Below are 24,846 nucleotides of genomic sequence, written 5' to 3' on the forward strand. Positions count from 1 at the left end.
CTCAATGCGCGGCGTCGCGTTTTCGCTTGCGGGCGTTGCGCGCGAACATGTTCAGCACCTCGACCAGCGCCGAGAAGGCCATGGCGGCGTAGACGTAGCCCTTCGGCACATGGAAGCCCATGCCTTCGGCGATCAGCGTCGTGCCGATCATCAGCAGGAAGGCGAGCGCCAGCATGACGATCGTCGGGTTCCTCTCGATGAAGTTGGCAAGCGGGGTCGCGGCAACAAGCATGACGGTGACGGCGGCGACGACGGCGACCACCATGATCGGCAGATGTGGCGTCATGCCGACGGCAGTGATGATGCTGTCGACGGAGAAGACGAGGTCGAGCAGCAGGATCTGGCCGATGGCCGATGCAAAGCCTGTCGTGGCCGAACTTGCGATGAAGTCCTCGCCGTGATCTTCCGGATCGACGCTGTGGTGGATTTCCTTGGTGGCCTTCCAGACGAGGAACAGACCGCCGGCAATCAGGATCAGATCCTTCCAGGAGAAGCCGTGGCCGAAAGCTTCAAACAGCGGTTCGGTCAGTTGCACGATCCAGGCGATGGTGCCGAGCAGGGCGAGACGCATGACGAGCGCAAGACCGATGCCGATCTTGCGGGCCTTCTCCCGGTGCTCGGGCGGCAGTTTGTTGGTGAGAATGGAAATGAAGATCAGGTTGTCGATCCCGAGAACGACTTCCATCACCACCAGCGTGATGAGCGCCACCCAGGCGGCCGGATCCTGAATGAGCGTCATGATTTCCTGCATCAGCATATATCCCCTTTGCGTCACATGAGTAATGACGCTCGCAATGTAATGTCGCCGGCCTTCCAGGCAAGCGCCGCAAGGGGGTATACGAAACCGATGTGACTTTTATTCCCTAGAACAGGATTTAAGGCCGGGTCGGCCTTAAATTTGAATCCTGCTCTAAATTAAAGAGTTAGAGCAGGATGTCGTCCGAAAACCGCTCGCACTTTTCGGTATCATGCTCTGATCGGCAACCAGATTTCGGTGACGCCCATGCCGGTATAGGGGTCGAAGCGCTCGTCGTAGCGTTCGAACATGTCGGGTGTCTCGCCGTGCTCCAGGCCGGAGGTCGGCCACCATGCGCCAAATATCCGGTTCATCGTCGCCGGAATGCCGGAGACATGGCCACGATGAGCAAAGACGACGTAACGCTGGCCTGGAAGCTTGAGCGTTGCAAAATCGGCCGGCAGATCGCCGGCATCGGAAATTTCGACCGCGGCCATATAGCGGAATTTCTCTGCTTCACCATCGATATGGGTGCAGATGCCGTAGGCGACGTTGCCTTTCTGGCCGGAGATATGACCGAAATGGGCATTGAATTCCTGCCAGAGGGAGGGGATGGCGGCATTGCCGCCATAGGGGTAGGTCTCCTGCAAGCCGGCAAACAGCATCGGTTGAAGGGTTTCGAAGCGGGGCGGTTCGATGTCGTTGAGGTGGGCGGGGTCCATTCTGATCGGCTCCAGCAAGGTAAGGTTACGGGCGTGCCCCTGTCTGCGCACCGCATCCGGCGTCATGCCGAACTGGTCGCCGAAGGCACGGGTGAAGGCTTCGTGCGAGCCGTAGCCGGCGCAAAGCGCAACCTCGAGAATGGTGAATGAACCGCCGACCAACGCCGGCACGGCGCGGCTGAGGCGGCGCCCTCTTATATAGCCGCTGATCGAGTGACCGGTGACGAGCCCGAAGACGCGCGACAGATGGTAGCGCGACAATCCGGCTGCTTCCGATATCTCTTCCAGCGATATATCGCTTTCGAAATGGCTCTCGATGAACCAGATCGCCCGTCCGACGGCGCTCATCCTTATTCTCCTGGTTGCGGCTTCTTCCTTAAAGAAAAGCCGGCAACCGGATTTGATCGCTATTGCGGAATTTTGGCCGATGGAACGCGGCGGTCAAGGATGCGGTCTGACGGTCTCGTGCCGGCGTGCGCCGTAAGCGGCCATGAAGACCCGGATGGCGCCGCGGATGACGCGCTCGATTTCGTCACGCGGCGGCGGCTCTTCCATGCTTCCGAACAGGCGGAGCTTGAAGAAACTACCGCTGGCGAGATCGAGAAATTGACCGGCGGCCAGATCGATGTCGTCGATCTCAAGTGCGCCTTCGGCGATGTGGCGTTCCAGGAAATCGCGCATGATGGTGCGCAGGTTTTCCGGGCCTTTGAAGAAGCGTTGACAGAGCACCGGCATGCGGTCGCGAACGCCGAGAACGGTGCGCATCGCGCTGATGACCTTTTCATCGGTCATATGGGTGACGAAGCTTATCCCGAATTCGTACAGGCCGGCTTCGGGGTCGTCATGTTCGGCAAGCGCCGTGCGCACGGCCGCCACGAAGGCGGCGCGCTCGGTCTCGATCATCGCCGAAAACAGTTCTTCCTTGTTGGTGAAATAGACGTAGAGCGTTCCCTTGGAGACTCCGGCCTCGCGGGTCACGTCGTTCATGCTGGCGGCGTCGAACCCCATCTTCATGAAGACGCGCTTGGCGCCGGCGAGAATCTGCTGGCGCTTGGCCGGATCTTCGCCTGCGGCAAATCGGCCTCCGGCAGCGGGAGGACTGAATACGGCGGCGTGGTCGGGTTTCAGCGTCATGTCCTCTTAACTGTGTTGACGGTTTCGCATGTTCTCTAAAAGAAATCGAACCGATTGGTTCTATACATCTTGATATGGCGATAAAACAGGTTTAAGTCAACTGAACCGAACCGTTCAGTTCGATTATTTACTCCAGATCGGTAAAGTGGCTATGTCTAGCAACCAGAAGAGCAACGTCGCGCGTATCGTCAGCGAAAACGCCGGGACCGAAGAGGTCAAGGCCGAGGTCGCGGCTGTAGAAGCTCCGACGGCGGAAGCCCGCGAAGTTCCCTCTGCTCCTGCACAGTCGGCACCGGCTTCGGTCGCCGCACCCGCGGCTGCGAAGAAGCGCCGCAGCCCGGTGCTGCCGATCGTCGTGCTTGCCCTTCTCGCGGGCGGCGGCTGGTATGGTTACGAATGGTGGACGAACGGCCGCTTCATGGTGTCGACAGACGACGCCTATATCGAAGGCGATATCGCAACGATTTCGCCGAAGGTCACGGGCTACGTCGCGAAGGTGAACGTTGTCGCCAACCAGGAAGTCAAAGCGGGCGACGTGCTTGCCACGCTTGATAACGGCGATTATCAGAACGCCCTCGACTTGGCCCAGGCCCAGATCGTCACCGAACAGCTTTCGCTGCAGCGTATCGACGCGCAGATCGAAGGTGCGAATGCGAGCCTCGTGCAGGCGCAGGCGCAGAAGGTGGCACTCGAAGCGGCCGTTCGGGGTGCCGAGATCACCCAGAAGCGCCAGACCGACCTTCAGGCGAAGTCGGTCGGCACCGCCGCCGATCTCGACAACGCCAATATCGCCCTCGACCAGGCCAAGGCCAATCTTGCCGGCGGCGACGCCAACATCACCGCCGCACAGGCCAACATCACCATTCTCCGGGCCCAGCGCAAGGAAGCCGAAGGCTCGGTCCGTTCGCTTGAGATCTCGCGCGACAAGGCCGTCCGTGACCTCTCCTTCACCGTGCTCAAGGCGCCTTATGACGGCATTGTCGGCAACCGCTCCGTCCAGGAAGGCGACCTCGTTTCTCCCGGCCAGCGCCTGATGGCGCTCGTTCCGGTGCGCCAGCTCTATATCGACGCCAATTTCAAGGAAACGCAGATCCAGCATCTGGTGCCGGGCTCGAAGGTCAACGTCCAAGTCGATGCCTATAGCGATCATCCGATCGTCGGCACCGTCGAATCGATCTCGCCGGCTTCCGGCTCGGTCTTTTCGCTGCTGCCACCGGAAAACGCCACCGGCAACTTCACCAAGGTGATCCAGCGCGTGCCGGTGCGTATCGCGCTGCCGCAGGATGCGCTCGACAGCGGCCGTCTGCGCGCGGGCCTGAGCGTCGTCGTCGACGTCGACACCCGTACGGCGCCGAGCAAGTAAGCCTTCAGGAAAGGCAGAGGTGATCTGATGGCCGGGAGCGCGACAGCAACGGCGGGAACGATGCCGACGGCACCCGCCCATGCCGACGAGCGCATGGATCCGAAGAAGCTCATCGCCTTCTTCGCGATGGTGCTCGGCATGTTCATGTCGATCCTCGACATCCAGATCGTCTCGGCCTCGCTTGCGGAGATCCAGGCCGGCCTTTCGGCCGGCAGCGACGAGATCGGCTGGGTGCAGACGTCCTATCTGATCGCAGAAGTGATCATGATCCCGCTTTCGGGTACGCTGGCGCGCATCATCTCGACGCGCTATCTTTTCGCGATCTCGGCCGCCGGCTTCACCATGGCGAGCGCGCTTGCCGCGACGGCGACGAATATCGACCAGATGATCGTCTACCGGGTCATCCAGGGCTTCATCGGCGGCGGCATGATCCCGTCGGTGTTTGCGGCAGCCTTCACCATCTTCCCGCCGTCGAAGCGCAGCATCGTCTCGCCGATCATCGGCTTGATTGCGACGCTGGCGCCGACCATCGGCCCGACCGTCGGCGGTTATCTCAGCCATGCCTTTTCCTGGCACTGGCTGTTCCTCGTCAACATCGTGCCCGGCATCATCGTCACGATCGTCACCTGGAACTTCATCGATTTCGACAAGCCGGAACTGTCGCTCTTCAAGAAGTTCGACTGGTGGGGTCTGATCTCGATGGGTGTCTTCCTTGGCGCGCTGGAATATGTGCTCGAAGAGGGCAATTCGAACGACTGGTTCAACGACAGTTTCATCACCATCGCAGCGGTTGCCTCCGGCGTTGCAGCCATCGTCTTCTTCTATCGCGCCTTCACGGTGGATTTCCCCGTTGTCGACCTCAAGGCCTTTTCGAACCGGAATTTCTCCTTCGGCTCGGTGTTTTCCTTCGTCATGGGCATCGGCCTCTATGGTCTCACCTATATCTATCCGGTCTATCTCGGGCGCATCCGCGGTTATGATTCACTGATGATCGGCGAGACGATGTTCGTCTCCGGGCTTGCGATGTTCTTCACCGCGCCGATCGCCGGCCGGCTGTCGACCAAGATGGATCTGCGCCTGATGATGGTGATCGGCTTCGTCAGCTTCGCCGCCGGCACCTTCATCATGATGCATCTGACGGCGGATTGGGATTTCTACGAGCTCTTCATCCCGCAGATCCTGCGCGGCTTCGGGCTGATGATGTGCATGGTGCCGATCAACAACATCGCGCTCGGCACGATGCCGCCCTCGCGCATCCGCGGCGCGTCGGGCCTGTTCAATCTGACCAGAAATCTCGGCGGCGCCGTCGGCCTTGCCGTCATCAATACCGTGCTGACCAACCGGCAGGACGTGCACTACGAGCGGTTGCGGGAGAATATGGACTGGGGCAATCCGGCAGCGATCGACCAGATGAACAACATGGCCGCCAACTTCAACACCTATGGCATGGATGGCGCCTCGGTTGCGATCAAGCAGATGGTCGGCCTTGCCACCAAACAGGCGATCATTCTTTCCTTCAGTGACGTGTTCCTGATCCTGACCGCACTCTTCCTTGCCATGATCCTCGGTGTCGCCATGATCAAGAAACCCGCGCCGCAAGGCGGGGGAGGCGGTGGCGGCCACTGACCTCCGGCCTGCCGCCCCTTGAAAAGGCCCTCTTCGGAGGGCCTTTTTGTTTGCCGTTTCCAGGCCGCTATGTCATCAGGTCGATCATCGCCACCGGATCGGTCCGAAGCGAACATGCCGGGAAAACGATGCGGAAACCCGCCCGTTCGATTTTTTGATTTACGTACATCAAAATTGGCGCTAATGGTCTCGTCAGGAGGAATGATGAGGCCAACCGTTCACGATATCGCCGCCGCCGCCGGTGTCAGTCTGGCGACTGTCGACCGGGTTCTCAACCAACGTCCCGGTGTGCGCCACGTCACGCGGGAAAAGGTCGAGACCGCGATCCGCGAGCTCGGTTATGTCAGAGACGTCGCCGCCGCCAATCTTGCCAAGGGCCGCACCTATCCGCTGGTCTTCATCCTTCCGGCAAGCGATAATTCCTTCATGCACGGGCTCAATGCCGAGATCCGCCAGGCAGTCCTCCGATCGTCGGCCGAGCGCACCGATATCCGCACCATCGAGGTGCCGGCCTTCGATCCGGCCGCCCTCGTCTCCGTGCTCGAAGAGCTTTCCCGGGAAAAGCCCTGCGGCATTGCGCTGGTTGCGACCGATGCGCCCGAAGTACGCGCCGCCGTCGACAGGCTGGTGCGCGAGCGCTTTCCCGTCGTCACCCTGGTTTCCGATCTCACGGGGTCGCTGCGCCATCACTATGCCGGCGTCGACAATATCGCCGCCGGCCGCACAGCCGCCCGCCTGCTCGGACGATTCCTCGGGCCGCGAAAGGGCGAAATCGCCGTGCTCGCCGGTTCCATGCTGGTGCGAGACCATCGCGAGCGGCTGGAGGGCTTCACCGCTGTCATGGCCGAGGAATTTCCGGATCTTACGATCCTGCCGGTTCTCGAAGGCCGCGACGACCCGGAGGTCGCCCACAGGCTCGTTGCCGACGCGCTCGGGAATGCCAGCATCATTGGCGTCTACAGCCTCGGCGCCGGCAATCGCGGGCTGATCCGGGCGCTGAAGGAGAAGGCCGTCGATCGCATACTGACCGTGATTGCCCACGAGCTGACCGCCCATACGCGCGCAGCACTGATCGACAATACGATCGATGCGATCCTCAACCAGGATGCCGGCCATGAGGTGCGTAGCGCCATCCGCGTGCTGAAAGCCAAGGCGGACGGGCTTGCCGTCATCGAAGCGCAGGAGCGCATCCGCCTCGACATATTCCTGAAAGACAATCTGCCGTAACGGCAAAGGGAGAAATACCACATGTATCTGGGTCTCGATCTCGGAACCTCCGGCGTCAAGGCGATGCTGATCGACGGTGATCAGAAGATCGTCGGCTCGGCCAACGGTTCGCTCGACGTGTCGCGTCCGCATTCCGGTTGGTCGGAGCAGGAGCCGGCCCACTGGGTGCGCGCCACGGAAGGGGCTGTCGCCGGCCTCAAGGCAAAACATCCGAAGGAGCTGGCGGCGGTCAAGGGCATCGGCCTTTCCGGCCAGATGCATGGCGCAACGCTCATCGATGCGACCGACAAGGTGCTGCGCCCGTGCATCCTCTGGAACGACACGCGCAGCTACGTCGAGGCCGCAGCACTCGATGCCGATCCGCGCTTTCGCACGCTCACCGGCAACATCGTCTTCCCCGGCTTTACGGCGCCGAAGCTCGCCTGGATCGAGAAGCATGAGCCCGATGTCTTCGCCAAGATCGCCAAGGTGCTTCTGCCGAAGGACTATCTGCGTCTCTGGCTGACCGGCGACTATATCTCGGAAATGTCGGATTCGGCCGGCACCTCCTGGCTCGACACGGGCAAGCGCGCCTGGTCCTCCGAACTGCTGGCCGCCACCAACCTTTCCGAGGAGCAGATGCCGGCGCTCGTCGAAGGCACCGAGCAGGCCGGCAAGCTGCGGTCCGAACTGGCGGCGCAATGGGGTGTATCAGGTGATGTCGTCGTTGCGGGTGGTGCCGGCGACAATGCGGCCTCGGCCTGCGGCATGGGCACGGTCAGCGATGGCGCCGCCTTCGTCTCGCTCGGCACATCAGGCGTGCTTTTTGCCGCCAACGGTTCCTATTTGCCGAAGCCGGAAAGCGCCGTGCATGCCTTCTGCCACGCGCTGCCGAACACCTGGCACCAGATGGGCGTCATTCTGTCGGCGACCGACGCGCTCAACTGGCATTCCGGCGTGACCGGCAAATCGGCCGCCGATCTCGCCGGCGAACTCGGCGAGACGCTGAAGGCTCCCACCGGCGTCACCTTCCTGCCCTATCTCTCCGGCGAGCGCACGCCGCATAATGATGCCGTCATCCGCGGCGCCTTCATCGGCCTTGAACATGAAAGCAGCCGTGTCGTTCTTACCCAGGCGGTGCTCGAAGGCGTCGCCTTCGCCATCCGCGACAATCTCGAAGCGCTGCGTTCGGCCGGCACCGACATATCCCGGGTCACGGCGATCGGCGGCGGTTCGCGCTCGCGTTACTGGCTGGCGTCGATCGCGACCGCACTCGGCGTTCCGGTCGACCTGCCGGCTGACGGCGATTTCGGCGCGGCCTTTGGTGCCGCCCGCCTCGGCCTGATTGCGGCAACGCGCGCGGATCCGATTGCGGTCTGCACGCCGCCGGTGACGGCAGGCACGATCGAGCCGGCGTCGGCACTCAGCGGCGCTTACGAGGATGCCTACAAGCGTTATCGGGCGCTTTACCCGGCGATCAAGTCGCTGGCGCATTGAGAACTGGAGCCCAGCGGCCCCCGCATCCGACCCTACGGGCCACCTTCTCCCCTCGGAAGAAGGTGCCGGCAAGCGGATGAGGGGCTCTGGCGTAGGCCAACAATTCAGAACTTCGAAAAGATACGAACCCAAGGAGAACCAACATGAGCACCGGATTTTTCGGCGATATCCAGAAAGTAAAATACGAAGGCCCCGACAGCACCAATCCGCTGGCCTTCCGCCATTACCAGCCGGACGAGATCGTCATGGGCAAGCGCATGGAAGACCATCTGCGCTTTGCCGTGGCCTATTGGCACACCTTCACCTGGCCGGGCGGCGATCCCTTCGGCGGTCAGACTTTCCTGCGTCCCTGGTTCGAAGACACGATGAAGGCCGCCAAGCTCAAGGCTGACGTCGCCTTCGAATTCTTCTCGCTGCTCGGCTCGCCCTATTACTGCTTCCACGATGCCGACGTGCGTCCGGAAGGCAAGAACTTTGCCGAAAACACCAAAAACCTCAACGAGATCGTCGATTATTTCGCCGAGAAGCAGGCCGCAACCGGCACCAAGCTGCTCTGGGGCACAGCGAACCTCTTCTCCCACCGCCGCTATATGTCGGGTGCAGCCACCAATCCGGATCCGGATGTCTTTGCTTTCGCTGCTGCGACGGTCAAGACCTGCATAGACGCCACGCAGAAGCTCGGCGGCGAGAACTACGTGCTTTGGGGCGGCCGCGAAGGTTACGAGACGTTGCTCAACACCGATATCGGCCGTGAGCTCGACCAGCTCGGCCGCTTCCTCAACCTCGTTGTCGAATACAAGCATAAGATCGGCTACAAGGGCACGATCCTGATCGAGCCGAAGCCGCAGGAGCCGACCAAGCACCAGTATGATTACGACGTCGCCACCGTCTATGGTTTCCTCAAGAAGCACGGTCTTGAAAACGAGGTGAAGCTCAATATCGAGCAGGGCCACGCGATCCTTGCCGGCCACTCCTTCGAGCACGAGCTGGCGCTTGCCAATGCGCTCGGCATCTTCGGCTCGATCGACATGAACCGCAACGACTACCAGTCCGGCTGGGATACCGACCAGTTCCCGAACAATGTTCCCGAAATGGCGCTCGCCTACTACCATGTTCTGGCTGGTGGCGGCTTCAAGACCGGCGGCACCAACTTCGACTCGAAGCTGCGCCGCCAGTCTCTCGACCCGGCGGATCTGCTGATCGGTCATATCGGCGGCATGGATTGCTGCGCTCGCGGCCTGAAGGCCGCCGCCAAGATGATCGAGGACAAGGCTCTGTCGCAGCCGCTCGCCGATCGTTATGCCGGCTGGGATTCGGCTGAAAGTCAGAAGCTCTTCCGCGGCGAATATTCGCTGGACGAGATCGCCCATTGGGTCGAGAGCAAGGACGTCAACCCGCAGCCAAGATCGGGCAAGCAGGAACTGCTGGAGAACGTCGTCAACCGTTACGTCTGACGATCAGCGCCGGCGGCCATTGGTCGCCGGCGCAACCCTCTCCGAGCGGGCGACGGCGCAAAACCTTCAGCCTCTATTGGTTTACCGTTTCGACCAGTTGCGCGAGGGCGCCGAGACGGAGTTTCGAACCACCAGATCCGGCCGCAGCAGGATTTCCGTTTCGGTCGGCCGGCCATCGGACAGAAGTTCCAGCAGCAGCGCCATTGCCTGCTTGCCGATCGCCGTTCTCGGCTGGCGGATCGTGGTCAGCGGTGGGGATATGAAGACGGCCTGCGGCACGTCGTCGAAACCGGTCACCGAGAAATCCCGCGGAATGTCGTAGCCTCGCGCGCCGAGCCCGACCATGACGCCGATCGCCGTCTGGTCGTTGACGCACATGAAGGCGGTTGGAAGCGTGTCGCGCATGAAAAGCTGTTCGACCGCATGCCGCCCGCTTTCGATCGTCCCGTCGCCTTCCAGCACGATCCTGTTGTCGGGCGGGATGCCGGCGGCATCGAGACCGGCATCGTAACCCATACGGCGCCTGGTATAGGCAAGCCGGGTGCGCGAATCGCCGATGAAGGCGATCTTGCGATGCCCTTCGGCCAGCAGCAGCTCCACCGCTTTGCGAGCGCCCTCGGTATCGTCGACGCCGACATAGGGAATGCCGCCGTTGAAGACGGGCTCGAAAACGCCGACGCTCGGCGGCAGCCGCGCGGTCATCGTCTGATGCCCGAAGGGCAGGATGCCGGTGAAGAGGATCAGCCCGGCAGCCTGGTTGGAATTTAGGAATTTCAGATATTCGAGACCGCGCTGGGCGTCGTTCTGCGTGTGGCCGATCAGGATGCCGTAGCCGTGCGCGCGCGCTTCGTTCTCCAGCCCGACGAGAATGTTGGAGAAATTGGGATCGCCGATATCGGGCGCTACCACAAGGATCATGTTGGAGCGGCCGAGCCTCAGGCTGCGCGCCATGGCGTTGGTCGTATAGCCGGTGATGGCGATCGCCTGGTTGACCTTGAGCCGCGTGGAGTTGGCGACCTTTTCCGGCATGTGGATTGCCCGGGAAACCGTCGCGATGGAGACCTCGGCGATCCGGGCGACGTCTTCGATGGTTGCGGGCGTGGAATTCGACACTGAGCTCTGCCTTGGGCTGTCTTCGCCGCGACACTACACAGACTTGTCGAGAGGTCAAAGGCAGGCTTCAACTGATCTGTGTAAATCAACGATGTAAACCTTTACATGATGTATGTAAAGGTTTACATAAGGCGCCAGAGCGGACCGGGAGCCGCTTTGGGGAGGACCAGATGACCGTGGAGACCGCCGACACCGCACCCGTGGTGCTGTCCGCCAGGCGCATATGCAAATCCTTCAGTGGAGTGCAGGTCCTCTTCAGCGTGAACTTCGATCTCCGCGCCGGCGAAATCCATGCGCTCATGGGTGAAAACGGCGCCGGCAAGTCCACGCTTGTCAAAGTTTTGTCCGGTTTCGAACAGCCGAGTTCCGGCGAAATCCTGCTCGATGGGAAGCCCGTCGTCCTGCCGCCCAACGGCGCCGCCGAGGCGCTCGGCATCGTCATCATCCACCAGGAATTCAACCTCGCCGACCATCTGACCGTGACGGAGAGCCTGTTCCTTGGGCGCGAAGTCACGCGCTTCGGCGTGCTTGACCGCAAATATATGCGGTCGGAGACCCGCAAGGTTCTCGACGTGCTCGGTTCGCATGTCGATGAGAATGCGCTGATCAGCACGCTTTCCATCGCCGACAAGCAGATGGTCGAAATCGCCAAGGCAATCAGCCGCGACGCGCGGGTGGTGTTCATGGACGAGCCGACCGCCGTGCTGTCGCGGGAAGAGACCAGTATGCTGTTCAAGCAGGTTCGCAAGCTGCGCGACCAGGGTACCAGCTTCGTCTTCGTGTCCCACAAGCTCGACGAGGTGATGGAGTTGACCGACCGCGTCACCGTGCTGCGGGATGGCCAGTGGATCAAGACATCGCCGACATCCATTCTGGACGGGGAATCGATCGCGCAGTTGATGGTCGGTCGCGAACTTTCCAGCCTCTATCCCGCCAAGGTCGAGCCTGATGTCGACGAGGAAATCGTCCTCAGCGTCGCCTCGGTGTCGACGGGCTATGTGAAGGATGCGAGCTTCGAGGTGCGCAAGGGCGAGATCATCGGTTTTTCAGGCATGATCGGCTCTGGTCGCACCGAGCTGATGGAAGCGATCGCCGGGTTGCGGACCCGTATCGAGGGCGAGGTGATCATCAAGGGGGAAACGGTTCCCTCCGGCGACGTGCATGCCGCCAATCGCTGCGGGCTCGCCTATATGACCAAGGACCGCAAGTCGAAAGGCCTGCTGCTGCGCTCCGGCATGGTGACCAATCTGACACTGCAATCGCTCGGAAGGCATGCTCGTCACGGCTATCTCAGCCCGGGCAGTGAAGCGGCCGCAATGGCAAAGGCCAAGCGCCGCTTCGACATCAGGGTTCGTGACGGCAATATCGTCGCCGGCCGCATGTCGGGTGGGAACCAGCAGAAGCTGCTGCTTGCCAAGGTCATGGAGACCGAGCCTGACATCATCATCATCGACGAGCCGACGCGCGGCATCGATGTCGGCACCAAGCAGCAGATCTATCATTTCATCTCGGCACTCGCCCGGGACGGCCGGTCGATCATCGTCGTGTCGTCGGAGATGCCGGAGGTCATCGGCCTCTGCACCAGAGTGGCGGTGATGCGCGAAGGGCGTATCGTCGGCGTGCTCGAGGGAGACGAGATTTCCGAGCAGGAGATCATGCGTTACGCCGCCGGGCTCAAGAAGAAGGCGGCCGCCTGAGGGCTGAAGCAGGCTTCGCCGATCAGGACGACACATAAGATGCCCAGAAAATATGGGGCGGGAGGTTGGTTTTGGAAATGAGTGTCAACGAGGAGACCAGGGAAATCCGGCGCCGATCCTGGCGGGATGTCGACCTGCGTGCAGTCGCGCCTTTTGTCGCCCTGGCACTGCTGCTGATCGTCGGAGCCCTGGTCAATCCTAATTTCATCGGCATCACCAACCTTGCCAATGTCGCGACACGCAGCGCCTTCATCGCCATCATCGCGGTCGGTGCGACCTTCGTGATATCTGCAGGCGATCTCGACCTGTCGGTCGGCTCGATGGTGGCCTTCGTCGCCAGCCTGATGATCCTGCTGATGAATTCGGGCGCCATCGAAAACCCGGCCCTGATGCTGACGGTCGCGGCCGTCTTCACGATCGTCGCCGGTGCGCTTTGCGGCCTGGCGAACGGCCTGATCACGACGGTGGGCAGGATCGAGCCCTTCATCGCGACGCTCGGCACAATGGGCATCTATCGCGGCCTGACGACATGGCTGTCGCAGGGCGGCGCGATCACGCTTCGCTCCGCCGATATCCAGACGCTCTATCGTCCGGCTTATTTCGGCAATATCGCCGGCGTGCCGGTGCCGATTGCGGTGATTTTGGCGGTGACGGCGGTTGCGGCCTTCATCCTCTATCGCACCCGCTACGGGCGCCATGTCGTCGCGGTCGGATCGAACAGCGATGTCGCTCGCTATTCGGGCATCGCGGTCAATCGCGTCAGGACGATCGCCTTCGTCATCCAGGGGCTGTGCGTCGCCATTGCCGTGTTGCTCTACGTTCCCCGTCTCGGCTCGACGTCGGCGACGACGGGCATCCTGTGGGAACTGCAGGCGATTACGGCCGTCGTCGTCGGTGGTACCGCGCTGAAGGGCGGCGCGGGCAGGGTCTGGGGCACGATCTGCGGCGCCTTCATTCTCGAACTCGTCGGCAACATCATGCTGCTTTCGAATTTCATCAGCGAGTATCTGATCGGCGCCATCCAGGGTGCGATCATCATCATCGCCATGTTCGTCCAGCGCTCGCTGGTGCGTAAATCATAAATTGGCAAATCATGAATTGACCGGGCTTACAGGGCGTCCGGTCCCGTATGGAAAAGTCCCTGAAGTTATTGGGAGGAAATAGAATGCGTAAATTGATGTTGGGCCTGGCGGTTGCGGCGGTGACGTTCGCCGGCGTCGCTCACGCCCAGGACAAGAAATTCACGATCGGCGTATCCATTCCAGCCGCCGACCACGGTTGGACGTCGGGCGTCGTGTTCCATGCCGAACGTGTCGCCAAGCTGCTGATGGCCGAACATCCCGGTCTCAATGTCATCGTCAAGACCTCGCCGGACGCTGCAAGCCAGGCCAACGCGGTGCAGGATCTCGACACGCAGGGCATCGACGCCCTCGTCATCCTGCCGTCGGATCCGGATCCGCTCGTCAATGCCATCAAGGAAGTCAAGGGCAAGGGCAAGTTCGTCGCCCTCGTCGACCGTGCGCCGAGCAACAACGACAATTCCGTGCGCGACCTTTATGTCGCCGGCAACAATCCGGCTCTCGGCGAAGTCGCCGGCAAGTACATCAAGGACACGACGCCGGACGCTGAAGTGGTGATCATCCGCGGTCTGCCGATCCCGATCGACCAGCAGCGCCAGGACGGCTTCGACAAGGGCATTGCCGGCTCGAACGTCAAGGTTCTCGACCGCCAATACGGCAACTGGAACCGCGACGATGCCTTCAAGGTCATGCAGGACTACCTGACCAAGTACCAGAAGATCGACGTCGTATGGTGCCAGGATGATGACATGGCCGTCGGCGTACTGCAGGCGATCGAGCAGGCCAAGCGCACCGACATCAAGTATGTCGTCGCCGGCGCCGGCTCCAAGGACATGGTCAAGAAGGTCATGGACGGCGACAAGCTGATCCCGGTCGACGTTCTCTATCCGCCGGCAATGGTCGGCACGGCGATGGAGCTGACGGCGGCAGCCCTCTACGATCAGGTCCCGGTTCATGGCAGCTACATTCTCGATGCGACGCTCGTCACCAAGGAGAATGCCAAGGACTTCTATTTCCCGGATTCGCCGTTCTAATCCATCGACTTGAGACATGCGCCCATTCGAAAGGATGGGCGCATTTTTTATGCTTCCATACAGTGGCTGGCCGAAAATGCTGCACGTACCTCTTGCCCGCCAAAGCCCATCGTGATTAGCTCGCAGCCATATCGCATCTGGCCTCGCGCCAAATCACGAGCCAAGGGCGAGGAGGCGCCTTGCTCCCGCCAAATAGCGTGCTACAACATCTCAGAAACGTTTACGGTCGATATTCAGGGAGGAATCTGACATGAAGACGATCAAGGGCCCCGGCCTTTTCCTTGGCCAGTTCGCGGGCGATACTGCTCCTTTCAACTCTTGGGACGCGATCACCAAATGGGCGGCCGACATCGGTTACAAGGGCGTCCAGGTGCCGACCTGGGCCAGCCAGCTGATCGATCTGAAGAAGGCTGCCACGTCCAAGGCCTATTGCGACGAACTCGCCGGCAAGGCTCGCGAAAACGGCATCGAGATCACCGAACTCTCCACTCACCTGCAAGGCCAGCTCGTCGCCGTTCACCCGGCCTATGACGAAGCCTTCGACGGGTTCGCTGCACCGGAGGTGCGCGGCAATCCGAAGGCGCGTCAGGAATGGGCAGTCGAGCAGGTCAAGATGGCGCTGACGGCATCCAAAAACCTCGGGCTCAAGGCGCATGCGACCTTCTCCGGCGCGCTTGCCTGGCCCTTCATCTATCCCTGGCCGCAGCGTCCTGCCGGTCTGGTCGAGACTGCCTTCGACGAACTCGCCCGTCGCTGGACGCCGATCCTCAACCATGCGGACGAGAACGGCATCGACGTCTGCTACGAGATCCACCCCGGCGAGGACCTGCATGACGGCATCACCTTCGAGATGTTCCTGGAGCGGGTGAAGAACCATCCGCGCGCCAACATGCTCTACGATCCCTCGCACTACGTCCTGCAGTGCCTCGATTATCTCGACAACATCGACATCTACAAGGACCGCATCAAGATGTTCCACGTCAAGGATGCGGAGTTCAATCCGACCGGGCGCCAGGGCGTCTACGGTGGCTATCAAGGTTGGGTCGAACGCGCCGGCCGGTTCCGTTCGCTCGGCGACGGCCAAGTCGATTTCGGCGCGGTGTTCTCGAAGATGACGGCGAATAATTTCGACGGCTGGGCCGTGGTCGAATGGGAATGCGCGCTGAAGCATCCGGAAGACGGCGCCCGCGAAGGCGCCGAATTCGTCGCCGCCCATATCATCCGCGTCACGGAAAAGGCCTTCGACGATTTTGCCGGTAGCGGCACGGATCAGGCTGCGAACCGGCGGATGCTGGGGCTTTCTTAACAGCACACACCGGTTGGTGGCTCTTGCCCCTCACCCTAACCCTCTCCCCGTAAAAGACGGGGAGAGGGGACGTGCCTTGCGAGAGCGAGCGGGGAACGGAGAGGGTGCGACACAGTCCCTTCGCCCCGTTTACGGGGAGAAGGTGGCGGCAGCCGGATGAGGGGCGAATCCGCACCAAGTTTAATTTCAGGAGGAATCAATGGCAATTGAAGCATCAACCGAACAGACACGCGAGCCGCGCATCCGGCTCGGCATGGTGGGCGGCGGCGCGGGCGCGTTTATCGGCGCGGTGCACCGTATCGCGGCACGCATCGACGATCAGTACGATCTCATCGCCGGCGCGCTGTCGGCTTCGGCCGACAAGGCGATCGCATCCGGCCGCGACCTCGGCCTCGATCCGTCGCGGACCTATTCCAGCTATCGCGAGATGGCGATCCGCGAGGCGAAGCTGAAGAACGGCATCGAGGCGGTGGCGATCGTCACGCCGAACCATGTGCATTACGATGCGGCCAAGGAATTCCTCAAGCGCGGCATCCATGTCATCTGCGACAAGCCGCTGACATCCAACCTTGCCGATGCGAAGAAGCTGAAGAAGGTCGCCGACGAGAGCGGGGCGCTCTTCGTGCTGACGCATAATTACACCGGCTATCCGATGGTGCGCCAGGCGCGCGAGATGATCGCGAATGGCGAACTCGGCGACATCCGCGTCGTCCAGGCCGAATATCCGCAGGACTGGTTGACGGAAGCGGTTGAACAAACCGGCCAGAAGCAGGCCGCCTGGCGCACCGATCCGGCGCAGTCCGGCGTCGGCGGCTCGACCGGCGATATCGGCACGCATGCCTATAATCTCGCCGCCTTCATCACCGGCCTGGAGCTCGACAGCCTCGCCGCCGATCTCGACAGTTTCGTTCCGGGCCGCCGGCTGGACGATAATGCGCATGTCATGCTGCGCTTCAAGGCGAAGGGCTCTGAGAAGCCGGCCAAGGGCATGCTCTGGTGCAGCCAGGTGGCGCCCGGCCATGAAAATGGCCTGATGGTGCGCGTCTACGGTACCAAGGGCGGGCTGGAATGGACCCAGAAGGACCCAAACTACTTGTGGTACACGCCGTTCGGCGAGTCGAAGCGGCTGATCACCCGGGGCGGCGCCGGTTCAGGCGCTGCTGCCGGTCGTGTCACGCGCGTGCCATCAGGGCATCCGGAAGGTTATCTCGAAGCCTTTGCGACGATCTATACCGAAGCCGCGCATGCGATCAACGCCCGCAAGAAGGGCAAGGCCGTCGACAAGGCAGTGGTCTACCCCACCGTCGATGACGGCGTGAAGGGTGTGGCCTTCGTCGAAGCCTGCGTCGCGTCTTCGAAGAAGAATGGCGCCTGGGTCAAGCTCTGAATTTAATGATCCGCGTCATTGCCGTCGCCCAATGAAAAACGCCGAGGCGACCTCGTCTGAAGTCGCCTCGGCGTTTTTGTTTTATTTCTGATCAGGCCGCTGCAGTGCGGCCACGCTTTAGCAGGTTGTCGACGCTCAACGGTCCGGCACCTGCCGCCACCAGATAAAGAAACACGAAGCAGAACAGGATTGCCGCCACGCCGCCGTTCTGGGCGGGATAGATGCCCTTCGACGCATGCCCGATGAAATAGGCGAAGGCCATCAGGCCCGAGAGCACGAAGGCTGCGATACGGGTCTGGAATCCCACCAGGACCAGGAAGCCGAGCGTGAGTTCGATAAGCCCAGCAACCCAGGAAAGCGAGCCGACGGGCGGCACGCTTGCCGCAATCGGAAAATGCAAAATCTTCTGCGTTCCGTAGCTGAAAAGCACAAGCGACGAGACAATGCGCAGCAAGCTCAGCAGATGGGGCTGCAGCAGATGGATCGAAGACAGCATTGGATTCCTTTCATATTTGTGATGCCATTTCCCGTGTAAAGGTCGTGGTCCCAACAGCAAGTCACGACTGCTGACATTGCCGTTATGAGTGGGGGAGGGTGGAGAAGTAGGCGTTTCCTGCAACGTTGCAGTTTTTCTCGACGCCGACCTGTACTTTGCCTTCACGCTTGGCTAAATCCCGGCAAACGGCCTCAACCTAGAGATAGGATTTACAGATGATCGATCCGAAGAAACTCGCAGAGCGCTTTCCCGGCGACTTCACCTTCGGCGTCGCCACCGCCGCCTTCCAGATCGAAGGCGCCAGCAAGGCCGATGGCCGCAAGCCATCCATCTGGGATGCTTTCTGCAATATGCCCGGCCGTGTCCATAATCGCGATAACGGCGATATCGCCTGCGATCACTATAATCGCCTGGAGCAGGACCTCGATCTCATCAAGGAGATGGGTGTCGAAGCCTACCGGTTCTCGATCGCTTGGCCGCGCATTATCCCCGACGGTACGGGTCCGGTGAACGAGGCCGGCCTCGATTTCTACGACCGGCTGGTTGACGGCTGCAAGGCGCGCGGCATCAAGACCTTTGCGACGCTCTACCATTGGGACCTGCCTCTGTTGCTCGCCGGCGAGGGCGGCTGGACTGCGCGCTCGACTGCCTATGCGTTTCAGCGCTATGCCAAGACGGTGATGAGCCGCCTTGGCGATCGCCTCGACCGGGTCGCGACCTTCAACGAACCCTGGTGCATCGTCTGGCTCAGCCACCTCTACGGCATCCATGCTCCCGGCGAGCGCAACATGCAGGCCGCCCTTCATGCCATGCATTACATGAACCTTGCCCACGGTCTCGGCGTCGAGGCGATCCGCTCGGAAGCCCCCAACGTGCCGGTCGGGCTTGTCCTCAATGCCGCCTCGATCATTCCTGGCTCCGATAGCCCAGCCGATCTTGCCGCCGGCGAGCGTGCGCATCAGTTCCACAACGGCGCTTTCTTCGATCCCGTCTTCAAGGGTGAATATCCGCAGGAATTCATCGCGGCGCTCGGCGACCGCATGCCCGTCATCGAGGATGGCGACCTGAAGCTCATCAGCCAGAAACTCGATTGGTGGGGCCTGAACTATTATAAGCCCGAGCGGGTCACCGACGATGCCGAACGCAAAGGCGATTTCCCCTGGACGGTGGAAGCGCCGCCGGCAAGCGACGTCAAGACCGATATCGGCTGGGAAATCTATGCGCCGGGCCTGAAGCTCTCGGTCGAGGACCTCTACCGCCGCTACGAGCTGCCGGAATGCTACATCACCGAGAATGGCGCCTGCGACAACACCGATGTCGTCGACGGCGAGGTCGACGATACGATGCGCCTCGACTATGTCGGCGATCACCTCGAAATCGTTGCCGGCCTCGTCAAGGACGGCTATCCCCTACGCGGCTATTTCGCCTGGAGCCTGATGGACAATTTCGAATGGGCGGAAGGCTACCGCATGCGCTTCGGTCTCGTCCATGTCGATTATGAGACCCAGGTACGCACGGTAAAAAAGAGCGGCAAATGGTATCGCGAACTTGCGGCCAAATTCCCGAAGGGCAATCACAAGCCGGGTTAGGGGCGCGTCCTCAGGCGGCGACACAAAAATAGCTCGTCAGAAGCCTGCAACAGCCGGTTGCTTAAACGTTTTTGAACCCTTGGCTGGCAAAGTCCGACGGTCAGGGAGTCGTAATGCAGACAGCCGGAAAGTCGCAGAGCAAGGGATCGGGAATAGGCCGTCACATCACCGTCACGGGCGTGCTTTTCTCCTTCGCGGTCATCGTCGCAGTCGTCACCATCATGGTGCTGACGGCGCTTGAACGTGTGGCCGAAAATTCCAATGTTCTCGATGACGAGCGCTCGCGCGAAACGACGATCGGCGCGTTGAAGACCTTCGAGGATCAGCTCGGCGCGACGCTTGACGATTACGCCGCCTGGGATGACGCCGCCGTCAACGTCTACGCAGCCGACGGTATGGCCTGGACGGTGAGCAACTACGGCGAGATGTCGGTCAACAGTTCGCTTTTCGACATGGCGATCGTCATCGATGCCGAGAAGAAGGCGATCATGGCGTATCGCGATGGCAAACCGATGGCGGAGTCGCTCACGGATTTCTTCGCGCCTTCGCTCTGGACCCTCTTCGACACGGTGAAGGCGGCCGGCCAGGCCGATCGTCCTCAGGCGATCGGTTTCGTCACCACCAAACGGGGCATAGCCGCCGTCGGTGTGGCATTGGTCCGGAAAAAGTCCGGTGCGCTGGATGTGCCCGCCGGCCAGCAGCGCTATCTCGTTTTCGCCCGCCATCTCGATGACGACAGGGTGACCGCTCTCGGCCAGACCTATGTCATCGGCGGGCTGAGGCTGGCGCCGCCGAGTTTTGCGGCCGACTACCTCGTCCCGATCGTCGATCCGACGGGGGCAACGCTCGGCAAGCTCGTGTGGATCTCGCGTTCACCCGGCGATATCGGCTATGCGCAGGTGCGGCCGATGGTCATCCAGGCGCTCGGCCTCGTCGGATTGTTCTTCGTGGTGCTGCTGGTCATCGGCTGGCTTGCCGGCCGCCGCCTGAAGGCGGAGGAAAACAGCGCTCGCGAGGAGGCGCTGCGCGACAGGCTGAGCGGCCTTTCCAATCGCGACGGTCTCGGGCTCGCCGTCGATCGTTTTGTCGTCGAAGCACGCCAGACCAAGCGCAACGTGCTGCTTCTCTATCTCGACCTCGATGGCTTCAAGGAAGTCAATGACAGCTATGGCCACGGCACCGGCGACCAGTTGATCCGGGCGGTCGCGGCCGGGCTCGCTGTGCTCATTCCGCAAGGTGCGGTTCTCGCCCGCATCGGCGGCGATGAATTTGCCATCGCCTTTCTCTCCGACAGCGAGAATGCCGCCGCCCTGCAGCTTGCCGAGCAGATCCTCGATTTTCTTGTCGAGCCGCTGGAGATCGGTCGCCGTGTCGTCGTCGTCGGGGCAAGCATCGGCATTGCCATGTCGCCTTCCGGGACGATCGGGCGTGAGGAGCTGGTGCGCCGTTCCGACCTTGCCATGTACAAGGCGAAGGAGGCCGGCCGCGCGCGCATGACGCTCTACGATCCGTCGATGGACGCCGATCGAGAGCAGCGCAATGCGCTGGAGCTGGATCTCCGGATCGCCATCGAAAGCGGCGACCTGACGCTCGCCTACCAGCCGCTGATCGATGCGGCGACGCATGCGATGACCGGTGTCGAGGCGCTGGTGCGCTGGAACCGCCCAGGCCATGGCCCTGTTTCGCCCGAGCTGTTCATCCCGATCGCCGAGACCAGCGGCCTCATCGAATCGCTCGGCTTGTTCGTGCTGCGCAAAGCCTGCGAGACGGCCAAGCAATGGCCGGACCTCAATGTGTCGGTCAACGTCTCGCCCGGCCAGTTCCGCAATCCCGCCTTTACCGACTATGTGCGCTACGTGCTGAAGCAGACGGAGATCGAGGCCGGCCGCATCACGCTCGAGATCACCGAAGGCTACATGATCCAGAATCCGCAGCGCACCCGCCAGTCGATCGAACGGTTGAAGGCGCTGGGGGTCAAGGTGGCGCTCGACGATTTCGGTTCCGGCTTCTCCTCGATCGGTTATCTCAGACAGTTCGGCTTCGACCGCATCAAGATCGACCGCTCGCTGGTCATGGGTGTCAACGACAAACGCCAGCGCGAGATGCTGCAGGCGACGGTGGCGCTCGCCCGCTCGCTCGACATTCCGGTGACGGCCGAAGGCATCGAGACCGAGGAGCAGGCGATAGCCATGCGTCTTTTCGGCTGCGACTGCCTGCAGGGCTATTTGTTCGGAAAGCCTGTGACATCAGACCTCATCACCGAGATGTTGAACGAGCGACGTGCAGCGGAGCCGGAAGCTCGGCGGCGCATCCAGGCGGCAGGCTGATCCAATCAGAATTTTGGCTCAGCTGCCGATATGTCGCTGGCCGCGCTTTTTCGCGAGGGCGATCTGGTGCTGACGCTGGCGGTAGCGCAGCCGGTCTTCTTCCGTGCGCGTGTCGTAGCAGTGGCTGCAGGAAACGCCTTCCTCGTAAAGCGGCGAAGTCATTTCCTCGGCAGTGATCGGGTTGCGGCAGGCGTGGCAGAGCCGGTGTTCGCCTTCCTTCAAACCGTGCTCGACGGACACGCGCTCGTCGAAGACGAAGCAGGCGCCATCCCAGAGGCTTTCCTCCTGCGGCACTTCCTCCAGATATTTCAGGATGCCGCCCTTCAGATGATAGACCTCGTCGAAGCCCTCAGCCTTCATGAAGGCGGTGGCCTTTTCGCAGCGTATGCCGCCGGTGCAGTACATGGCGACCTTCGGCTTGTTGTGCAGACCGGGATTCTGACGCACCCATTCCGGAAACTCACGGAAGCTCTTGGTCTTCGGGTCGAGCGCGCCGCGGAAGGTTCCGATCGCCGTCTCGTAGTCGTTGCGGGTGTCGATGACGATGGTGTCGGGATCGGAAATCAGCGCGTTCCAGTCCTTGGCCGCCACGTAGGTGCCGACCACCTTGTTGGGGTCGATATCTTCGACGCCCATGGTGACGATTTCCTTCTTCAGCTTCACCTTCATGCGCAGGAAGGGCATTTTCGAGGCGCGGCTTTCCTTGTGCTCCAGGCCCGAAAATTCCGGCTGGGCGCGCAGGAAGGCAAGCACGGCGTGAATGCCGGCATCCGGGCCTGCGATCGTGCCGTTGATGCCTTCATGCGCCAGAAGCAGCGTTCCCTTGACGCCGTTCTCCTCGCAAAGCGTCTGCAGCGGCGCCTGCAGGTCGGCAAAGCGCGGCACGGAAACGAAATGGTAGAGTGCGGCCACGAGGAACGGGCTGGTGTGTGTCAGGCTGTCGGTCATAGGCCGGAAATACAGAAAATCGGCGGGCCGCGCAATTGCCTTCGCCAGTGGCGGCCTTGACCGGTGACCGATTACGCTCGCGCCTGCCACGCGGAAAACGGCCGCACGCCGAAGCTCCGGTCGGGGATTGCGTCGAGAACGCTGATGAATTCGATCGAGTGCCCGTCCGGATCCTTGAAATAGATAGACAGCGCCGGCATCCAGCCGAGAACCACCGGCTCCGTCACCGGTTCACCGGTAAAGCCGAGAGGTTCCACACCCTTTGCCCTGAGAATGGCGGGCGCCTGCAGCATGCCGCCGGCGGTCATGCGGAAGGCGATATGCAGCCGCATCTTCAGCGGCCCGCTTCCGGTTTCCCAAAGGCCGAGCATGCCGGTCTTCCTGTCGTCCACCCAGAGGAAAGCGACGTTGCGCTCCTCGAATGAGGCTGCCGGTTCGAGCCCAACGACATCGCGGTAAAAGTCCGTGGAGGTCTTGAGATCGGCAACGGTCAGATGGGTCTCGTAGAGCCCAAGCACCTTCGGCATTGCGGCATTTTCGGCGGTCATATTTTCCTCGCGGGTCAAGTTTCTGCTTGTTCGACCACCGCAAGCTAGGACCTCAAGATTGGTTGAGGTCAATAGGGTTCCTTGTGATATTGCCGATGCGATGGGAAATGCAGAGCTGCGCGCAAGCACTTCCGATTTCGCGGGCTCTCAATTCCCGGCCATCAGCCAGAGAAGCTCGATGCGCTGGGCTTCCTCGTCGGCATCATCGGCGAACACGGCTTCGGCTTTGACCAGCGCTTGCCGCCGGTCTTCCTGCTGGCGGAAGATGATGATGTCGAGCAGATGCGCCAGGTCGTCATTGCGGGTGAAGAGCTGCGGTTCGGCCTCGACCAGTTCGGAGAGCACGGTGAGATCGTGGATGTGGCCGAGATCCTCGACGAGTTCCTTGGCCGCATCGCGCTTGGCCTTCATCGCGCCCGGCCAGACGTCACGCAAAAGCGCATGGTAGAGCCGATAGTCGTAGGTGCGTTTGCGCAGATCGTGGAAGTCGTCGGCCGATGCCTCGCCGTGGCAAGCCGCAAGCGCGGTCTTGGCCTTCCGCGCGGTACGGCGCCAACTTTTTGCCAGCATGCGTGCATTCTTGCGGTGGCCGCGATCAAAGGAGACGGCGTCCAGGGCCGTGATCGCCTCCTTCAGAACGTCGGAGGTTTCCGCGAGCCGCTGTTCCAGGCCGCTTTCGGCTTCCGCCATCCAATCACGGCGCCCTTCGAGAATGGTGACGATGCGGCCGAGCGCCTCGCTCTCCTCGTTCCCGCGGGCTGCATGCTGCAGATACTGCGCGGTGCCGATGAGGGCTGCAGCATCGCGGATCGCCGAAAGTGAGCGTGCGGCATCGCGCAGCCTCGCATTTTCCTGGGCCTGAAAATCCGGCACCTCGCGGGCCACGAGGCGGTAGAGCGAGCGTAGTCGCTTCAGGTTCTTGCGGAAAGAATGGATCGCCTCATGCGCGCCGTCCGGGCGTTCCCCGAGGACAGTGATAGCGTGTTCCAGCTGCTTGGTCGCAGCGTTACGGAACGCTTCGGTGAAATCGGCGTCAGGCCGAATGCGATAGGCCATGCCTGTCGTGCCCGTATTCTGTGGCAAGGGCCTGGTTGGAATAGCGGAAATCTCCGGTCACTTCGCGGCCGAGCCAGGTGGGCAGGGCCGGATCGTCGGTTTCCGCCGCCATCTCCACCTCGGCAATCACCAGTCCGCGATGCTCGCCGGTAAAGACGTCGACTTCCCAGACGAAGTCCTCATGCGGAACGCGATAGCGCGTCTTCTCGATGACGACGCCGATCGCGTTCTGCAACAGCTCTTCGGCATCGGCGATCGGGATGTCGTATTCGAATTCGTCACGGGTGATGGTGCTTCGGCCGATCTTGATCGTCAGTTTCGCATTCCTGCCGTCGAGGATGCGCACGCGCACGGAACGATCGTCCATCGAGGCAATGTAACCCTGCCTGAAGACAGATTTCGTCTCGACGGCGGAACGCCATCCATCGCTGCGTACAAGAAACTTCCGCTCGATCTCTTTCGCCATGCCGGTGAACCTTTTGTGACGATTGCGGCACGGTAGCCCAATTTCCAAGCATTTCATACCCT

At 61.5% G+C, this 24,846-nt stretch carries 21 protein-coding genes; 12 read left to right on the plus strand and 9 right to left on the minus strand.

Features of this window, described 5'->3' with window-relative positions:
• Position 1: 1 nt before the first annotated feature.
• From HX898_RS28795 to HX898_RS28805, 3 genes are all read right to left on the minus strand, one after another.
• Positions 2 to 751 carry a TerC family protein gene (locus tag HX898_RS28795; RefSeq protein ID WP_018072717.1) on the minus strand — a complete coding sequence of 250 codons (750 nt, stop codon included), beginning with the start codon at positions 749 to 751 and terminating at the stop codon, positions 2 to 4.
• Positions 752 to 966: 215 nt separating this feature from the next.
• Positions 967 to 1,806, minus strand: coding sequence for an AraC family transcriptional regulator (locus tag HX898_RS28800; protein ID WP_180196426.1), 840 nt, complete (start codon positions 1,804 to 1,806; stop codon positions 967 to 969).
• A 93-nt stretch (positions 1,807 to 1,899) separates the two neighbouring features.
• A complete protein-coding gene (locus HX898_RS28805; protein ID WP_171600690.1) occupies positions 1,900 to 2,592 on the minus strand; it encodes a TetR/AcrR family transcriptional regulator in 693 nt (230 codons plus the stop codon).
• Positions 2,593 to 2,743: 151 nt separating this feature from the next.
• Here HX898_RS28805 and HX898_RS28810 point away from each other — a divergent pair, with 151 nt between their 5' ends.
• The 5 genes from HX898_RS28810 to xylA all read left to right on the plus strand — a co-directional run bounded on the left by HX898_RS28810 (position 2,744) and on the right by xylA (position 9,738).
• On the plus strand, positions 2,744 to 3,955 hold the full coding sequence (locus HX898_RS28810) for an HlyD family secretion protein (RefSeq protein WP_171600689.1): 1,212 nt from the start codon (positions 2,744 to 2,746) through the stop codon (positions 3,953 to 3,955).
• Positions 3,956 to 3,982: 27 nt separating this feature from the next.
• Positions 3,983 to 5,581: a DHA2 family efflux MFS transporter permease subunit gene (locus tag HX898_RS28815; RefSeq protein WP_171600688.1), complete on the plus strand. Its 1,599-nt coding sequence runs from the start codon at positions 3,983 to 3,985 to the stop codon at positions 5,579 to 5,581.
• 204 nt (positions 5,582 to 5,785) lie between these two features.
• Positions 5,786 to 6,808 (plus strand): LacI family DNA-binding transcriptional regulator, encoded by a 1,023-nt coding sequence (locus HX898_RS28820; RefSeq protein ID WP_180196427.1) that lies wholly within the window; start codon positions 5,786 to 5,788, stop codon positions 6,806 to 6,808.
• A 21-nt stretch (positions 6,809 to 6,829) separates the two neighbouring features.
• Positions 6,830 to 8,284: a xylulokinase gene (gene xylB / locus HX898_RS28825; RefSeq protein WP_180196428.1), complete on the plus strand. Its 1,455-nt coding sequence runs from the start codon at positions 6,830 to 6,832 to the stop codon at positions 8,282 to 8,284.
• A gap of 143 nt (positions 8,285 to 8,427) precedes the next feature.
• Positions 8,428 to 9,738, plus strand: coding sequence for a xylose isomerase (xylA, locus tag HX898_RS28830; protein WP_138390603.1), 1,311 nt, complete (start codon positions 8,428 to 8,430; stop codon positions 9,736 to 9,738).
• A gap of 81 nt (positions 9,739 to 9,819) precedes the next feature.
• On the opposite strand, the gene HX898_RS28835 is transcribed toward xylA, so the two are convergent.
• A complete protein-coding gene (locus tag HX898_RS28835; protein WP_180196429.1) occupies positions 9,820 to 10,851 on the minus strand; it encodes a LacI family DNA-binding transcriptional regulator in 1,032 nt (343 codons plus the stop codon).
• 170 nt (positions 10,852 to 11,021) lie between these two features.
• On the opposite strand from HX898_RS28835, the gene HX898_RS28840 reads away from it, so the two are divergent.
• The 5 genes from HX898_RS28840 to HX898_RS28860 all read left to right on the plus strand — a co-directional run bounded on the left by HX898_RS28840 (position 11,022) and on the right by HX898_RS28860 (position 17,354).
• The gene (locus tag HX898_RS28840; protein WP_180196430.1) at positions 11,022 to 12,548 is read left to right on the plus strand and encodes a sugar ABC transporter ATP-binding protein; all 1,527 of its coding nucleotides are present in this window, start codon (positions 11,022 to 11,024) and stop codon (positions 12,546 to 12,548) included.
• 77 nt (positions 12,549 to 12,625) lie between these two features.
• Complete coding sequence (locus HX898_RS28845; RefSeq protein WP_138390601.1) at positions 12,626 to 13,630, plus strand: ABC transporter permease; 1,005 nt, start codon at positions 12,626 to 12,628, stop codon at positions 13,628 to 13,630.
• Between the two features lie 83 nt (positions 13,631 to 13,713).
• Positions 13,714 to 14,661, plus strand: coding sequence for a substrate-binding domain-containing protein (locus tag HX898_RS28850; RefSeq protein ID WP_138333259.1), 948 nt, complete (start codon positions 13,714 to 13,716; stop codon positions 14,659 to 14,661).
• 250 nt (positions 14,662 to 14,911) lie between these two features.
• Positions 14,912 to 15,967, plus strand: coding sequence for a sugar phosphate isomerase/epimerase (locus tag HX898_RS28855; RefSeq protein WP_180196431.1), 1,056 nt, complete (start codon positions 14,912 to 14,914; stop codon positions 15,965 to 15,967).
• Between the two features lie 199 nt (positions 15,968 to 16,166).
• On the plus strand, positions 16,167 to 17,354 hold the full coding sequence (locus tag HX898_RS28860) for a Gfo/Idh/MocA family oxidoreductase (protein ID WP_180196432.1): 1,188 nt from the start codon (positions 16,167 to 16,169) through the stop codon (positions 17,352 to 17,354).
• A gap of 91 nt (positions 17,355 to 17,445) precedes the next feature.
• On the opposite strand, the gene HX898_RS28865 is transcribed toward HX898_RS28860, so the two are convergent.
• On the minus strand, positions 17,446 to 17,850 hold the full coding sequence (locus HX898_RS28865; RefSeq protein ID WP_138333267.1) for a DoxX family protein: 405 nt from the start codon (positions 17,848 to 17,850) through the stop codon (positions 17,446 to 17,448).
• Positions 17,851 to 18,065: 215 nt separating this feature from the next.
• On the opposite strand from HX898_RS28865, the gene HX898_RS28870 reads away from it, so the two are divergent.
• Complete coding sequence (locus HX898_RS28870) at positions 18,066 to 19,439, plus strand: GH1 family beta-glucosidase (protein WP_180196433.1); 1,374 nt, start codon at positions 18,066 to 18,068, stop codon at positions 19,437 to 19,439.
• Between the two features lie 113 nt (positions 19,440 to 19,552).
• Positions 19,553 to 21,766 (plus strand): EAL domain-containing protein, encoded by a 2,214-nt coding sequence (locus HX898_RS28875; protein ID WP_138333272.1) that lies wholly within the window; start codon positions 19,553 to 19,555, stop codon positions 21,764 to 21,766.
• Positions 21,767 to 21,784: 18 nt separating this feature from the next.
• Here the strand turns inward: HX898_RS28875 and HX898_RS28880 are convergent, their stop codons facing one another.
• The 4 genes from HX898_RS28880 to HX898_RS28895 form a co-directional block, all read right to left on the minus strand.
• Positions 21,785 to 22,714 carry a rhodanese-related sulfurtransferase gene (locus HX898_RS28880; protein WP_138333274.1) on the minus strand — a complete coding sequence of 310 codons (930 nt, stop codon included), beginning with the start codon at positions 22,712 to 22,714 and terminating at the stop codon, positions 21,785 to 21,787.
• Positions 22,715 to 22,785: 71 nt separating this feature from the next.
• Positions 22,786 to 23,262: a VOC family protein gene (locus HX898_RS28885; protein WP_171600684.1), complete on the minus strand. Its 477-nt coding sequence runs from the start codon at positions 23,260 to 23,262 to the stop codon at positions 22,786 to 22,788.
• Positions 23,263 to 23,409: 147 nt separating this feature from the next.
• On the minus strand, positions 23,410 to 24,318 hold the full coding sequence (locus tag HX898_RS28890; protein ID WP_138333276.1) for a CHAD domain-containing protein: 909 nt from the start codon (positions 24,316 to 24,318) through the stop codon (positions 23,410 to 23,412).
• Positions 24,296 to 24,784, minus strand: coding sequence for a CYTH domain-containing protein (locus tag HX898_RS28895; protein ID WP_138333279.1), 489 nt, complete (start codon positions 24,782 to 24,784; stop codon positions 24,296 to 24,298). Before HX898_RS28895 ends, HX898_RS28890 begins: the two co-directional genes overlap by 23 nt.
• Positions 24,785 to 24,846 lie beyond the last annotated feature (62 nt).

The organism is Rhizobium sp. WYCCWR 11128, assembly GCF_013416305.1.
GTDB lineage: Bacteria > Pseudomonadota > Alphaproteobacteria > Rhizobiales > Rhizobiaceae > Rhizobium > Rhizobium indicum.